The 14,536-nt window shown below is 46.6% G+C and carries 9 protein-coding genes, 2 tRNA genes and 3 rRNA genes; 4 read left to right on the forward strand and 10 right to left on the reverse strand.

Annotation, left to right across the window (positions count from 1 at the left end; translation table 11 throughout):
• Positions 1-600: 600 nt before the first annotated feature.
• The 3 genes from FNC98_RS12100 to rpoE are packed head-to-tail and all read right to left on the reverse strand — an operon-like array spanning position 601 to position 2,794.
• Positions 601-1,617 (reverse strand): MucB/RseB C-terminal domain-containing protein, encoded by a 1,017-nt coding sequence (locus tag FNC98_RS12100; RefSeq protein WP_143581482.1) that lies wholly within the window; start codon positions 1,615-1,617, stop codon positions 601-603.
• A complete protein-coding gene (locus tag FNC98_RS12105; protein ID WP_143581483.1) occupies positions 1,617-2,201 on the reverse strand; it encodes a sigma-E factor negative regulatory protein in 585 nt (194 codons plus the stop codon). The genes FNC98_RS12100 and FNC98_RS12105 overlap by 1 nt, the downstream gene beginning before the upstream one ends.
• A gap of 14 nt (positions 2,202-2,215) precedes the next feature.
• A complete protein-coding gene (gene rpoE, locus FNC98_RS12110; protein ID WP_143581484.1) occupies positions 2,216-2,794 on the reverse strand; it encodes an RNA polymerase sigma factor RpoE in 579 nt (192 codons plus the stop codon).
• 258 nt (positions 2,795-3,052) lie between these two features.
• Here rpoE and nadB point away from each other — a divergent pair, with 258 nt between their 5' ends.
• Positions 3,053-4,657: an L-aspartate oxidase gene (gene nadB, locus FNC98_RS12115; protein ID WP_143581485.1), complete on the forward strand. Its 1,605-nt coding sequence runs from the start codon at positions 3,053-3,055 to the stop codon at positions 4,655-4,657.
• A gap of 5 nt (positions 4,658-4,662) precedes the next feature.
• Here nadB and FNC98_RS17110 read toward each other — a convergent pair whose 3' ends face one another.
• Entirely contained in the window at positions 4,663-5,154 is a 492-nt protein-coding gene (locus tag FNC98_RS17110; protein WP_409574555.1) for a protein YgfX, read from the reverse strand.
• Positions 5,102-5,353: a succinate dehydrogenase assembly factor 2 gene (locus FNC98_RS12120; RefSeq protein WP_143581486.1), complete on the reverse strand. Its 252-nt coding sequence runs from the start codon at positions 5,351-5,353 to the stop codon at positions 5,102-5,104. The genes FNC98_RS17110 and FNC98_RS12120 overlap by 53 nt, the downstream gene beginning before the upstream one ends.
• Before the next feature lie 183 nt (positions 5,354-5,536).
• Between FNC98_RS12120 and ygfZ the strand changes: the two genes are divergently transcribed.
• The 3 genes from ygfZ (at position 5,537) to FNC98_RS12135 (ending at position 8,066) form a co-directional block, all read left to right on the forward strand.
• Entirely contained in the window at positions 5,537-6,505 is a 969-nt protein-coding gene (ygfZ, locus tag FNC98_RS12125; RefSeq protein WP_143581487.1) for a tRNA-modifying protein YgfZ, read from the forward strand.
• 8 nt (positions 6,506-6,513) lie between these two features.
• On the forward strand, positions 6,514-6,996 hold the full coding sequence (locus tag FNC98_RS12130) for a peptidylprolyl isomerase (protein WP_143581488.1): 483 nt from the start codon (positions 6,514-6,516) through the stop codon (positions 6,994-6,996).
• A gap of 296 nt (positions 6,997-7,292) precedes the next feature.
• The gene (locus tag FNC98_RS12135) at positions 7,293-8,066 is read left to right on the forward strand and encodes a hypothetical protein (protein ID WP_143581489.1); all 774 of its coding nucleotides are present in this window, start codon (positions 7,293-7,295) and stop codon (positions 8,064-8,066) included.
• Positions 8,067-8,489: 423 nt separating this feature from the next.
• Here the strand turns inward: FNC98_RS12135 and rrf are convergent.
• From rrf to FNC98_RS12160, 5 genes are all read right to left on the reverse strand, one after another.
• Positions 8,490-8,604, reverse strand: a 5S ribosomal RNA gene (gene rrf / locus FNC98_RS12140).
• 187 nt (positions 8,605-8,791) lie between these two features.
• Positions 8,792-12,012: ribosomal RNA gene (locus FNC98_RS12145) — 23S ribosomal RNA — on the reverse strand.
• Between the two features lie 502 nt (positions 12,013-12,514).
• Positions 12,515-12,591 (reverse strand) — tRNA-Ile (locus FNC98_RS12150).
• A gap of 23 nt (positions 12,592-12,614) precedes the next feature.
• Positions 12,615-12,690, reverse strand: a tRNA-Ala gene (locus FNC98_RS12155).
• Between the two features lie 84 nt (positions 12,691-12,774).
• Positions 12,775-14,317 (reverse strand): 16S ribosomal RNA (locus FNC98_RS12160).
• The 16S, 23S and 5S rRNA genes sit together here with 2 tRNA genes alongside, the layout of an rRNA operon.
• Positions 14,318-14,536 lie beyond the last annotated feature (219 nt).

The raw sequence follows: 14,536 nt of genomic DNA on the forward strand, positions 1-14,536 counted from the left end.
GTCATCCGGCTTAAGTCCGGTTCGTCATCCGGCTTAAGTCCGGTTCGTCATCCGGCTTAAGTCCGGTTCGTCATCCGGCTTAAGTCCGGTTCGTCATCCCGGCGAAGGCCGGGATCTCAGCTTAAACCTATGGCTTAGATTCCCTGTAATATCAGGGAATGACGCGAGGTTTGGCTTTAACAGCGATATTAACATATCGCTTTCTGTTTTGGGATTTCGGTTTTAGGCTTTTGGGTTTAAAGAACAACTACTAACACACTGAAAAACAGCTCCTGGCACACGATTGAAAATCGTTCCTGGCATGCAATCAAAGATTGCGCCTGGCTGCTAGTTACTAGGAGTGTAACATGCTAGGAGCGAAGCGTGCTAGGAATGCAATGTGCTAGGAGCGAAGCGTGCTAGGAATGCAATGTGCTAGGAGCGAAACGTGTCAGGAATGCAATGTGCTAGGAGCGAAGCGTGCTAGGAACGAAGCGTGCTAGGAGCGAAGCGTGCTAGGAGCGAAGCGTGCTAGGAGCGAGGCGTGCTAGGAATGTAATGTGCTAGGAACGAAGCGTGCTCCGTCAACTAAACCACAGGGGGTTTAGTTGAAGTCCGGATTTAGTTGAAGGTTATCGAGTCGGCAATAGCGTCCGCGGTCTGGGCAGGGACTTTTCCTACCACAGTGATTTCGTAGCCTTCACGAATTTGCGATAGCAGAACCGTTGCTCCGGTTTGATTGACCGAGGACTTACGCGGAGCCTCTTCGGTGGCGCTGACATAAACAGACACGTCTACCAAACCATCATTAAACAGCAGGAAATCTACTGGTAAATTAATGGGTTCTACGTAATGTTGATTGGACTCTAGCATATCAAAGCCTTTAGGTAGCCAGTTGACCCGCCAACTCAGCTGGGCTTGAGTTACTTCACTGGGGCTTTCATGGGTTTCAGGCAACTCAGCTTCAAGCAATTGCTTGAGCATTTCATTGGAGTTTTCACTGATAGTCAGGTGGGTGAACTGAATTTGTTCCAACAATTCGCCTTCATTGTTGATAATAGCGGCTTTTAGTAATAAACCGCTTTCGATATCCAGCCAAATCCAATAACCGAAGCGCTGTTTGTCTTTACTCACCAATCGGATTAACTGTGCCGGCCTGCCAAGGATACGGCTTTTACCAACTTCCACCAGGTCATAACTTTGATAAATCTTATCGATATCAGAGGTGAAGGCTCTCGGGATTGGGCCGCTAATACTGTCGGTGTTCACCGAGTACGGCTGTTGGTTTGACTCAAAGTAACTTACCGTATTATCCACTCGAACCGCTTCTTTTCTTGGCCCGTTGAGCAAAGAAATTAATTCCAGCTCCCGACCATTTTCAACGCCATGCAGCCATCGATAAGGCTCGGCGCGATTGTTACGCACCACGACAAACGAGGTATCGAAATTGAGTTCCCTCAGGGATGTAGATAAGCGTTGCAACCACTGTTTCGCGGTAGGTTGCTGCATTTGCAAAGGACCTTCAGCTTCTGCCGGTTGAGTGGTGGAGGCTTCCGGGGCCTTCGCCTCATCAGACTGCTGAGCAAGAACCGGCAAACTGATAGCTGCCGATAAGAGTATAAATAATGCCGACTTCATCAATTTTCAGGTAATTCCTGTGCCTGTTCTGGTTTGGGACTATTGTCTTGCAATTTGATCTGTTTTTGGTGATCCATCAAAATGGCCTGGAGCTTTTGTTGTCTTTTGATTAACTCTTGTTTTTGCTGGTTAATACTTGCTGGCTCAAAGTTATAACTCACCGGGTCGGCAACGCCACCAAATGGCATTGGCTGGAATACCTGACTAGGAACCAGTGGTACCTCTTCAACAACATTCGCTTGTTGAACACCCAGAACCATGAGCCCGGCAGCAGAGGCAGCGATAGCAAACTGACCCGCGGGCTTGGCAAGCTGAATGACTTTAGCTTTAACCTTGCTGGTTAGGGAAGGCGTTTTTTGCGGTGCTAATACCGTCGGCTCTGCAGCAATCGCCACAGCAATATCATTTGCTAAATCCGGCATCACATATTCGCCGGTCTCACCGCGCATGATATCGCCAATCATGTGATAACGTCCCCAGGTTTCTACCTGTTGTTGATCTTGCTTGAGGTCCTCAACAGATAAACCTTCGAGATCATAGTTATCCAGAAATGCGGATATTGATTCACTATTTTTGTTACTCATAATTTAACTCACAATTAGCGCTGCAATAATGGTTTGATTTTCTTATCTACCGCATCCCTTGCACGGAAAATACGTGATCTAACCGTACCGACGGGACACTCCATTATATTGGCTATTTCCTCATAACTTAATCCATCCAGTTCACGAAGGTTAATCGCTGTTCGTAATTCTTCGGGCAACTGTTCAATGGTGTTAAAAATTAGTTGGCGAATTTCGTCCGTTAAAATCATCCGTTCAGGCGATGCATTTTCCCGTAATGCATCCCCACTATCATACATCTGCGCATCTTCCACCTCGATATCCGAACCTGGTGGTTTACGACTTCCTGCTAACAGATGGTTCTTAGCTGTATTCACCGCTATACGATACAACCAAGTATAAAAAGCACTTTCACTGCGAAAGCTGCCTATGGCCCGGTACGCTTTAATAAAAGCCTCCTGGGTAACATCCGCAACGTCAGCCTGGTTTTTAACGTATCGAGAAACCAGGTTCATCACTTTTTGCTGATATTTTTGCACCAACAAATTGAAAGCGTTTTTATCTCCGTTCTGTACCTGTTCGACCAACATCTGGTCAACATTCTGTTCGCTCATCAGAGCTAATTCCCCTTTATACTTTGTATCTGTCACCGTACTGTGGTCGATGACAACATCTCAGCTCTCGGCAAACGCATCAATTATGACTGCTATGAACGTAAAAAGTTCGCAAAAAAATGAAGAGAATGAAAAAAACTCCCCGTAACATCAATATAAGCCTTAATTTAACGCCTCTCAAGCAGCTACACATTGGTATTCCACTGATTTTACGTTAAAATTCGAACCCAGTTCGTCATCATAATATTACTTGCAATCATGAATCAACAACACAACTGCGACGTCCTCATTATCGGCAGTGGTGCCGCAGGACTCACTTTGGCGCTAAACCTGGCGCAGTTAGCTGACGTCATTATCTTAAGCAAAGGTCCGATTCATGAAGGTTCCACCTACTATGCTCAAGGCGGTATCGCCGCGGTTTTCGATGAAAACGATACCATTGAAGCGCACGTACAAGACACCTTAGTTGCCGGGGGTGGTATATGTGATGAAGACATGGTGCGTTTTACCGCTGAACAGGCGAAAGCCTCGATGCAATGGCTCATTGATCAAGGTGTAGAATTTGATCAGCGCCAGTCTGCCAGTGGCAATACCGAATATCATCTGACCCGTGAAGGCGGCCACAGCCATCGGCGCATTTTACATGCCGCCGATGCGACCGGGCATGCGGTGCAAACGACGCTCGTCGATAAAGCCCGTCAACATTCTCGCATCCGAATTTTTGAGCGCTGCAATGCTATCGATTTAATCACCAAATCTAATAAAAATGACAAAGCGAGCAGACAATGCATCGGCGCCTATGTTTGGAATCGAAATATCGAAAAGGTTGAAGCCATCCATGCCAAAAAGGTGATTCTGGCTACCGGTGGAGCCAGCAAAGTATATCAATATACCTCCAATCCAGATGTTGCCAGCGGCGACGGTATCGCCATGGCATGGCGAGCCGGATGCCGAGTAGCCAATATGGAATTTAATCAGTTCCATCCTACTTGTCTTTATCACCCGCAAGCGGGAACATTTTTACTTACCGAGGCGTTAAGAGGCGAAGGCGCGATATTAAGAAGACCCGACGGCAGCCGTTTTATGCCGGAATTTGATCACCGAGGAGAACTTGCCCCCCGCGATGTCGTGGCCAGAGCCATCGATTACGAAATGAAACGACTAGGTGCTGATTGCATGTACCTGGATATCAGCCATAAGTCGGAAAAATTCATCAAGCATCATTTTCCGACCATTTATGAGAGAACCGCAAAGTTAGGCATGGACATGACCCGCGAGCCGCTTCCTGTGGTTCCGGCTGCACATTACACCTGTGGTGGGGTAATGATAAATCATCATGGCCAAACCGATGTCGACAACCTGTATGCAATAGGAGAAGTTTCTTATACGGGATTGCACGGCGCCAATAGAATGGCAAGTAATTCACTACTTGAATGTATCGTTTTTGCCCGCGCCGCAGCCGAGCACATAACAGAAAATTTACATTCCAATAGCAGCATTATCCGCATTCCAGCATGGGATGAGAGTCGAGTCACAAATTCCGATGAAGAGGTCGTCATTCAGCACAACTGGCACGAGCTGAGATTATTCATGTGGGATTACGTGGGGATCGTCAGGACCGATAAACGACTGCAGCGTGCGTTAAATCGGGTAACTATGTTGCAGACTGAAATTCAGGAATACTATCGACACTTTAAAGTCAGTAATAACCTATTGGAATTGAGAAACCTGGTACAAGTAGCTGAGCTGATGATACTCAGTGCAATGGAACGTAAAGAAAGTCGTGGATTACACTACACCCTGGATTACCCTGAAACGCTAAACCATGGCAGTGCCACCGTGTTAACGCCAATATCGGACTAATCCCGTTATTTTCGCTGAACGAATGATACGATCCGGCACAGATTCCGATACTGGGCTTTAGGTAGCATATCAATAAACAACCATTGCCCATGAGTTGGACCTGAGTCAATACTCCCCTGCTCTGGTTTAAAACAAAGGTAACACCCCCATGGGGCAACAATGCATCCTTGAGTCAGCCGCCAACGTTGCTGCGTGGCATTGCTTAAGTTGCCGCGACTGTCACAATAAAAGATTGGCGAAAGAAGATTGGTTCGTCTGTTGGCCTTAAAACTGAATTTCAACCATAAAAAAACAGCCGATGATGACAACATTATCAGACTGGCTGCGATTATAGAAAATCCATCAAAGACCAGCCAATGATTGACTATAAGCAGGCACATGCCTGAAATGGATAAAACCGTGGTAACCAACCATCTTACACGGCTCGTTGTCAGAGGTGAGAATTTATACTTTGACTCGATTGAGGATGAGCTGGACCATGGCGTTAAGTTGTTCATCTTTGCACTCTTCGTGTCCCATAAACCAGGCAAAAAGCTCGGGGTCGTCACACTCTAACAAACGCTCAAAAACTTGCTTTTGTTCGTCATCCAGAAACTCCCAGGCCTCATCAACAAAAGGCATGAACAAAACATCTAGCTCTAACATGCCGCGTCTGCATGCCCATTTCAATCTCGCTTTGTTTTTTGCCAACGTCATAATAAAACCTGATTACCTTCTGAAGAAATAAACTTAACGGTCTAATTGTATCAACGTCTTCTGACTTGTGACCAGCAAGAATGCGATTATTCCTGAAATTAGTTAATTAAATCATCATCACAGGTTGAAATTGCGATAATTTACCCCACTATTTACTGCATAAGCTCTCATACTAAGATATACATGAAAACAGACTCCTCCAAACCGCAATTTGACGCTTTGCCGACTGCCTTTGCTTGTCGCATGGATTCGATGGCAACGATTTGTGTCTCCGGTGACGAAAAGTACAGTTATCTGCAAGGACAATTGACTTGTGATCTGGATACCTTGAATGAGCGCATGCTTCTATCAGGCGCGCATTGCGACGCTAAAGGCAAAGTATTTAGTGTGTTCAGGCTATTTGAACATAACGACGAAGTTATGATGCTAATGAGCAAAGAGTCTGCACAAGCCTCACTTGTTCAGTTACAGAAGTTTGCCGTATTCGCTAAGGCTGAGCTGGCCATCAGTGAGTGTGGCGTATTGGCGCTGGCCGGCACCGATATCGCTAACGTATTAACCTCTCAAATCGGCGACCTACCTTCTGAGAAAACGCCTGTAATCACTCACCAGGATCTGACTCTGGTATATGTATCCGGCAGACACGATAGCTATCTACTCGCAGGCCCAGAGGCATCTTTAGATAAATTCTTAACAAGGTTAGAACTACCGGTTTATTCCGGTTGCGTCTGGAACCTTTTGGAAATTCTAAACGGCTTTCCTCACTTAAGCGACAGCGCGATCGGCGAGTACGTGCCGCAAATGCTCAATGTTCAGGCTTTAGGTGGTATCAGTTTCACCAAGGGATGTTACATGGGACAGGAAACGGTTGCCCGGATGAAGTACCTTGGAAAGAACAAAAGAGCTATGTTTACTCTTCAGGGCCAGTCCAACGAGCTTGTCGATTCCAGTTCGCTATTGGAAAAACAACTTGGCGACAACTGGCGCCGTGGCGGTAACATTACTAGCCTTTACCAGGCTGATAACGGTGAACTCTATATTCAGGCTGTGTTGGCCAATGACACAGACGTTGATGATATTTTTAGAATCAAAGATCTAGCAGATACGGTGTTAACGCAAATACCGCTTCCCTACGACCTTACCGACGAATAGGAAACTTAATGAAAATTGCAAATAGTACCGTAGTTAAAATGCACTATGCCGTAATGGACAGTGAGAAAAATCTTATTGATAGTTCTTACGACCACCAGCCTCTGGAGTTTATTCAGGGAACCGGGTTTCTGATCCCAGGGTTAGAAGATGCCCTAAATGACAAATTGGTTGGTGACAAATTTACCGTCGAAGTTGAAGCCAAACAGGCCTATGGCGAACGCCATGATGGTTTTGTGCAAACCGTGCCAAAAGAATTATTTCAGGGTATCGAAGACTTAGATGTTGGGATGCAGTTAAGGGCGCAAACCGATGAAGGTGAACAAACGGTCATTGTCATTGATGTTCAGGATGATTCCATCACTGTCGACGGCAATCACCCCCTGGCCGGCTTAGACTTAGTATTTGACGTTGAGATACTGGATATCCGAGAAGCCACCGCCGATGAAATTGCCCACGGCCACGTTCATTCCGAAGGCAGCTGTGACCACTAGTCATTGTTAGCGTATAAAGGGCTTTTACAGCCCTTTATTTTTGCCTGTTAAAGGTTACTAAGACCAACAACTTACCGCTAATTTTCAACGACCAGCGTAACCTTTCATCACTGCAAACTAATTTGATTGGTATTAGTCTCTGGTTTTTATCACCTTAATTAGCCAAAAAACCAGCCTTTGCTAGACTAATTAGCACCGGGATACACGTAACCAAAGTTTCATGTGTTTAATGCCGTTCGGTAAGGTCCCCTATTTGGTTATTGTGGATTCTCAATACTGTAAATTAGGACGAGACCATGAAACATCTAATCAACCTATCAAAATTGACGATAGCTTTATCGCTTCTTTTTGCTCTTTCTATAACGGCTCGCGCTGAGCAACAACCCGTCACAAATATTGCTGAAGTGTGGGTAATGGTCCCTGTCGAGGGGATGGAAGAAAAGTTTGAAGAAGCATTCAAAGACCACCTTGAATACCGCCAGGACAAGGAAGATCCAAGAGAGTGGAATACTTACCGCCCTTTACTTGGAAAACACCTGAATAAGTATCATGTCAGAACCTGTTGTGTAGCCTGGGGCGACCTGGACAACTATAAAGAGTGGGCCAACAAGAACAACATTTCCCAACATTGGAATGACAAAGTTTCCCAATATGTTGCTTCATACGAGCATTACTTTTATGAGCTTGATATGGAGAACAGTAATTGGCCAGACGACAACAGTAAGTTCATGTATTTTGGCGTTACCGAGTTTCACGGAAAATTCGGTAAAGACAGCAGCATTGAACAAAGTAAAAAAGTGTTGAGCGACAATGCCAAAGAGATGAAGTGGCCTTACTTTTGGTCCTGGTCGAGACGAATTGGTGGCGAAGGTGGAATTGGATTAGTCATTCCCTATACCAATTACAAGGGTATGGAGAGACCTGAAGAAACTTTCTATGAAGCTCTCAGCAAACATCTCGGTAGCCAGGAAAAAGCTGAGGAGATCTTTGAAGACTGGGATGAGAATTTCAAAGACTCTAAATACAATATTTATGTGTTGGATAAAGAGATGAGTATGCAGGCTAAGTAACAAGGTTCTACCTTGTTACTGTTGCTGAAGAGGTAGTCAAAATCGTTAAGATTTTGAAGGTGGAGTCGAATCAGAAAACGATTCGAAGGTGGAGTTGACGAAATCGTCAAAGGTGGAGTCAAAATCTAAAGGATTTTGAAGTATAAGCTACATAAACACGACTGACATAGTGCTTACTCCAACATCGCCAGACTCCACCCAAGATACGACGCAGTGGAGTATTTTGTTACTGTTGAATAAGAGTGAGTCAAAATCTAAAGCATTTTGAAGAATAAGCTACCTAAACGCGACTGAAATAGTGTTTACTCCACCCTCGTAAGACTCCACCCAAAATACGACACAGTGGAGTATTTTATCCACCTTCGTAAGATTCCCTCAAACGCAAAAAGCCCGCTCAACTGAGCGGGCTTTTCTGAATTGGAAGCCTAGCGATGACCTACTCTCACATGGGAACTCCCACACTACCATCGGCGCTATTGCGTTTCACTTCTGAGTTCGGCATGGGATCAGGTGGTTCCACAACGCTATTGTCGCTAGACAAAAATCGTACGCTAGAAGATTTTTGCCCCGTTGGCGAACGGGGCCTCCTGATGCGTTCTGAGTATTGTTTACTCCGCTATCAAGACGCTTCTAACTTTAATTCGAAAAGCTGTATTAATTTCAATTCTTACTCTATCTATTTGACTGCGTAGCATGTCAAACAACACAATTTTCTTTGGTGTTGTATGGTTAAGCCTCACGGGCAATTAGTATCAGTTAGCTCAATGCCTCGCAGCACTTACACACCTGACCTATCAACGTTGTAGTCTCCAACGACCCTTTAGGGAGCTTAAAGCTCCAGTGAGAACTCATCTCAAAGCCTGCTTCCCGCTTAGATGCTTTCAGCGGTTATCAGTTCCGAACATAGCTACCCGGCAATGCCACTGGCGTGACAACCGGAACACCAGAGGTTCGTCCACTCCGGTCCTCTCGTACTAGGAGCAGCCCTCTTCAATTCTCAAACGCCCACGGCAGATAGGGACCGAACTGTCTCACGACGTTCTAAACCCAGCTCGCGTACCACTTTAAATGGCGAACAGCCATACCCTTGGGACCGACTTCAGCCCCAGGATGTGATGAGCCGACATCGAGGTGCCAAACACCGCCGTCGATATGAACTCTTGGGCGGTATCAGCCTGTTATCCCCGGAGTACCTTTTATCCGTTGAGCGATGGCCCTTCCATACAGAACCACCGGATCACTATGACCTACTTTCGTACCTGCTCGATGTGTCTATCTCGCAGTTAAGCTGGCTTATGCCATTGCACTAACCGTACGATGTCCGACCGTACTTAGCCAACCTTCGTGCTCCTCCGTTACGCTTTGGGAGGAGACCGCCCCAGTCAAACTACCCACCAGACAGTGTCCCCAGCCCCGATTAGGGGCCTAGGTTAGAACATCACGCATACAAGGGTGGTATTTCAAGATTGGCTCCACTCTATCTGGCGACAAAGTTTCAAAGCCTCCCACCTATCCTACACATGTAGGAGCAATGTTCACTGTCAAGCTATAGTAAAGGTTCACGGGGTCTTTCCGTCTAGCCGCGGGTATACGGCATCTTAACCGCAAATTCAATTTCACTGAGTCTCGGGTGGAGACAGTGTGGCCATGATTACGCCATTCGTGCAGGTCGGAACTTACCCGACAAGGAATTTCGCTACCTTAGGACCGTTATAGTTACGGCCGCCGTTTACCGGGGCTTCGATCATGAGCTTCGCTTGCGCTAACCCAATCAATTAACCTTCCGGCACCGGGCAGGCGTCACACCGTATACGTCATCTTTCGATTTTGCACAGTGCTGTGTTTTTAATAAACAGTTCCAGCCACCTGGTTACTTCGACCGACCGAGGCTTAGAGAGCAAGTCTCATCACCCTAGCCGGCGTACCTTCTCCCGAAGTTACGGTACTATTTTGCCTAGTTCCTTCACCCGAGTTCTCTCAAGCGCCTTAGTATTCTCTACCTAACCACCTGTGTCGGTTTGGGGTACGGTTCCTTATAATCTGATGCTTAGAAGCTTTTCCTGGAAGTAGGGCATCAACAACTTCAGCTCCGTAGAGCCTCGTCTCGTATCTCAGCCTTAAGAAGAACCGGATTTACCTAATTCTTCAGCCTACATACTTTCACATGGACAACCAACGCCATGCTTGCCTAGCCTGCTCCGTCCCTCCTTCGCAATTATAAGAAGTACAGAAATATTAATCTGTTTCCCATCGACTACGCGTTTCCGCCTCGCCTTAGGGGCCGACTTACCCTGCCCTGATTAACATGGGACAGGAAACCTTGGTCTTTCGGCGTGGGGGTTTTTCACCCCCATTATCGTTACTCATGTCAGCATTCGCACTTCTGATACCTCCAGCAAACTTCTCAGTTCACCTTCAACGGCTTACAGAACGCTCCCCTACCACTGGAGCATATCCTAAAATCATCTCTATCCGCACAGCCCATCGACTGTTTGGGGACGCTTGAGTGTTTTCTCTTCATTTATCAAAAAGAAGAAAACACAGAAGTCTTAAATAACTTTAGTGATATGCTCCAATCCGCAGCTTCGGTGCATAGTTTAGCCCCGTTACATCTTCCGCGCAGACCGACTCGACTAGTGAGCTATTACGCTTTCTTTAAAGGGTGGCTGCTTCTAAGCCAACCTCCTAGCTGTCTATGCCTTTCCACATCGTTTCCCACTTAACTATGACTTTGGGACCTTAGCTGGCGGTCTGGGTTGTTTCCCTTTCCACTATGGACGTTAGCACCCATAGTGTGTCTCCCGGATAGCACTCATTGGTATTCGGAGTTTGCAAAGGGTTGGTAAGTCGGGATGACCCCCTAGCCTTAACAGTGCTCTACCCCCAATGGTGTTCGTCCGAGGCTCTACCTAAATAGATTTCGGGGAGAACCAGCTATCTCCCGGCTTGATTAGCCTTTCACTCCGACCCACAGGTCATCACCGCATTTTTCAACATACGTGTGTTCGGTCCTCCAGTTGATGTTACTCAACCTTCAACCTGCCCATGGGTAGATCGCCGGGTTTCGGGTCTATGCCCTGCAACTAAACGCGCAGTTAACACTCGCTTTCGCTACGGCTCCCCTATTCGGTTAACCTAGCTACAGAACATAAGTCGCTGACCCATTATACAAAAGGTACGCAGTCACCCCATCTCAAATGACTCTTGTCATTTGAACCATCATCGGTTCTATTTCTTCGGTGTGTCTTTGAGTGAGCAAGCAAAGCTTCTCACAGAAAGAACCCATAAAGAGTTATTCGAAATAAACCTTTAACTCTGCTAGGTTGCAGAATTGGTTCTATTTCTTCGGTGTGTCTTTGAGTGAGCAAGCAAAGCTTCTCACAGAAAGAACCCATAAAAGCCATTTGATGATGGGGCTTCCACTGCTTGTACGTATGCGGTTTCAGGTTCTATTTCACTCCCCTCACAGGGGTTCTTTTCGCCTTTCCCTCACGGTACTGGTTCACTATCGGTCAGTTAGGAGTATTTAGCCTTGGAGGATGGTCCCCCCATATTCAGTCAAGATTTCTCGTGTCCCGACCTACTCGATTTCACGGTAAGTTCATTTTCGTGTACGGGGCTATCACCCTGTATCGCTGAGCTTTCCAGCTCATTCCACTAACTTACAAACCGCTTAAGGGCTAATTCCCGTTCGCTCGCCGCTACTAAGGAAATCTCGGTTGATTTCTTTTCCTCGGGGTACTTAGATGTTTCAGTTCTCCCGGTTCGCCTCGTTAAGCTATGAATTCACTTAACGATACCCGCCTGATGACGGGTGGGTTTCCCCATTCGGACATCTGAGCCTATAACGCCTTTTATCGGCTTAACTCAGCTTTTCGCAGATTAACACGTCCTTCATCGCCTCTAACTGCCAAGGCATCCACCACATACGCTTAGTCACTTAACCATACAACCCAAAGAAAACTCACGAAGAAGTATCTTCAAGACGACAGACGGCAGAATTCAGCGAGCAGAAACTGCTTATTGTGCTCTGTGCACTGTTGTCTTTGTTGTATGTCTGACATTTCCCTGATTTTGTTCCAGACAAAATTCAGGATACACCCCATCCATGGAGATAACGCAATCTAATAGATTACTTGAGTAAGAATTAATAATCATAAAGATTATTAGCCGGATAACTTACGTTATCCGTTTTGGTATTTATATTTGACCAACACCTCGCGCGACACGAGTTGTTGAATATAAACACCGGGTTTAATATCAGCTTTCCAAATTGTTAAAGAACAGGTTTCTAAAGATAGAAACTAAAGATAAAAACTCGCCAATTAAGCTTAGCTCTTATCTTTAATTTCTTGATGACAATGTAATTTCGGTTTTATCAAGGCGTTTTGGCGCGACGTTTATTTTTCAATAAACGAGTGGCAAAACAACGCAGAGAAAATCGAAATTGGTAGGTCTGAGTAGACTTGAACTACCGACCTCACCCTTATCAGGGGTGCGCTCTAACCAGCTGAGCTACAGACCTACTATGTACTGCAAGTCGTGAAATGGTGGAGCTAAGCAGGATCGAACTGCTGACCTCCTGCGTGCAAGGCAGGCGCTCTCCCAGCTGAGCTATAGCCCCATAATTCTGACGTACAGGGTCATCGTCTTTATTCGTTATCAAAGCAATTTGTGTGAACACTCAAGAAAGTTGTTTTACTTAAGGTAAGGAGGTGATCCAACCCCAGGTTCCCCTAGGGTTACCTTGTTACGACTTCACCCCAGTCATGAATCACAAAGTGGTAACCGTCCCCCCGAAGGTTAAACTAGCTACTTCTTTTGCAACCCACTCCCATGGTGTGACGGGCGGTGTGTACAAGGCCCGGGAACGTATTCACCGTGGCATTCTGATCCACGATTACTAGCGATTCCGACTTCATGGAGTCGAGTTGCAGACTCCAATCCGGACTACGACAGACTTTGTGGGATTCGCTCCACCTCGCGGTCTCGCTGCCCTCTGTATCTGCCATTGTAGCACGTGTGTAGCCCATCCCGTAAGGGCCATGATGACTTGACGTCGTCCCCACCTTCCTCCGGTTTATCACCGGCAGTCTCCTTAAAGTTCCCGCCATGACGCGCTGGCAAATAAGGATAGGGGTTGCGCTCGTTGCGGGACTTAACCCAACATTTCACAACACGAGCTGACGACAGCCATGCAGCACCTGTCTCAGAGTTCCCGAAGGCACCAATCTATCTCTAGAAAGTTCTCTGGATGTCAAGGGATGGTAAGGTTCTTCGCGTTGCATCGAATTAAACCACATGCTCCACCGCTTGTGCGGGCCCCCGTCAATTCATTTGAGTTTTAACCTTGCGGCCGTACTCCCCAGGCGGTCAACTTAGTGCGTTAGCTGCGCTACCCACGGATCAAGTCCACAGACAGCTAGTTGACATCGTTTACGGCGTGGACTACCAGGGTATCTAATCCTGTTTGCTCCCCACGCTTTCGTGCCTCAGCGTCAGTTTTTGTCCAGGTGGCCGCCTTCGCCACTGATGTTCCTTCCAATCTCTACGCATTTCACCGCTACACTGGAAATTCCACCACCCTCTACAAAACTCTAGTCATACAGTTCGAAATGCAGTTCCCAGGTTAAGCCCGGGGCTTTCACATCTCGCTTATACAACCGCCTACGCACGCTTTACGCCCAGTAATTCCGATTAACGCTCGCACCCTCCGTATTACCGCGGCTGCTGGCACGGAGTTAGCCGGTGCTTCTTCTGCGAGTAACGTCACAGCTAGCAGTTATTAGCTACTAACCTTTCCTCCTCGCTGAAAGTGCTTTACAACCCGAAGGCCTTCTTCACACACGCGGCATGGCTGCATCAGGGTTTCCCCCATTGTGCAATATTCCCCACTGCTGCCTCCCGTAGGAGTCTGGGCCGTGTCTCAGTCCCAGTGTGGCTGATCATCCTCTCAAACCAGCTAGAGATCGTCGCCTTGGTAGGCCATTACCCCACCAACTAGCTAATCTCACTTGGGCTAATCAAAAGGCGAAAGGTCCGAAGATCCCCTCCTTTGGTCCGTAGACATTATGCGGTATTAGCAGTCGTTTCCAACTGTTGTCCCCCACCTTAAGGCATATTCCCAAGCATTACTCACCCGTCCGCCGCTCGACGCCGAAGGTGCAAGCACCTTCTCGTTTCCGCTCGACTTGCATGTGTTAAGCCTGCCGCCAGCGTTCAATCTGAGCCATGATCAAACTCTTCAATTAAAAAGTTGTTATCCTTGCGGACCATGCTCAATGAATCACTTGTTACCTACAAGAGGTAACTGACATATAAACGTATATTAAATAAATTAATAAAGACTCATGTGTCACAAATCATTAAGACTTTTATATTGCTCTTACGAGCTATATGGTAAAACTGTCTTAACTTGAGTGCCCACACAAATTGCTTGATAACTAATTGTTAAAGATCTGCACATGGAT

It is taken from the genome of Thalassotalea sp. PS06, from assembly GCF_007197775.1.
In the GTDB taxonomy this organism is placed as follows: Bacteria; Pseudomonadota; Gammaproteobacteria; order Enterobacterales; family Alteromonadaceae; genus Thalassotalea_A.

What these genes read in the sequence shown, in the direction of transcription:
- FNC98_RS12100 (WP_143581482.1), bottom strand. Translation starts at nt 1,617, where the DNA reads ATGAAGTCGGCATTATTTATACTCTTATCGGCAGCTATCAGTTTGCCG.
- FNC98_RS17110 (WP_409574555.1), bottom strand. Translation starts at nt 5,154, where the DNA reads ATGAACAACTTAACGCCATGGTCCAGCTCATCCTCAATCGAGTCAAAG.
- FNC98_RS12135 (WP_143581489.1), top strand. Translation starts at nt 7,293, where the DNA reads ATGAAACATCTAATCAACCTATCAAAATTGACGATAGCTTTATCGCTT.
- FNC98_RS12105 (WP_143581483.1), bottom strand. Translation starts at nt 2,201, where the DNA reads ATGAGTAACAAAAATAGTGAATCAATATCCGCATTTCTGGATAACTAT.
- ygfZ (WP_143581487.1), top strand. Translation starts at nt 5,537, where the DNA reads ATGAAAACAGACTCCTCCAAACCGCAATTTGACGCTTTGCCGACTGCC.
- FNC98_RS12120 (WP_143581486.1), bottom strand. Translation starts at nt 5,353, where the DNA reads ATGACGTTGGCAAAAAACAAAGCGAGATTGAAATGGGCATGCAGACGC.
- nadB (WP_143581485.1), top strand. Translation starts at nt 3,053, where the DNA reads ATGAATCAACAACACAACTGCGACGTCCTCATTATCGGCAGTGGTGCC.
- rpoE (WP_143581484.1), bottom strand. Translation starts at nt 2,794, where the DNA reads ATGAGCGAACAGAATGTTGACCAGATGTTGGTCGAACAGGTACAGAAC.
- FNC98_RS12130 (WP_143581488.1), top strand. Translation starts at nt 6,514, where the DNA reads ATGAAAATTGCAAATAGTACCGTAGTTAAAATGCACTATGCCGTAATG.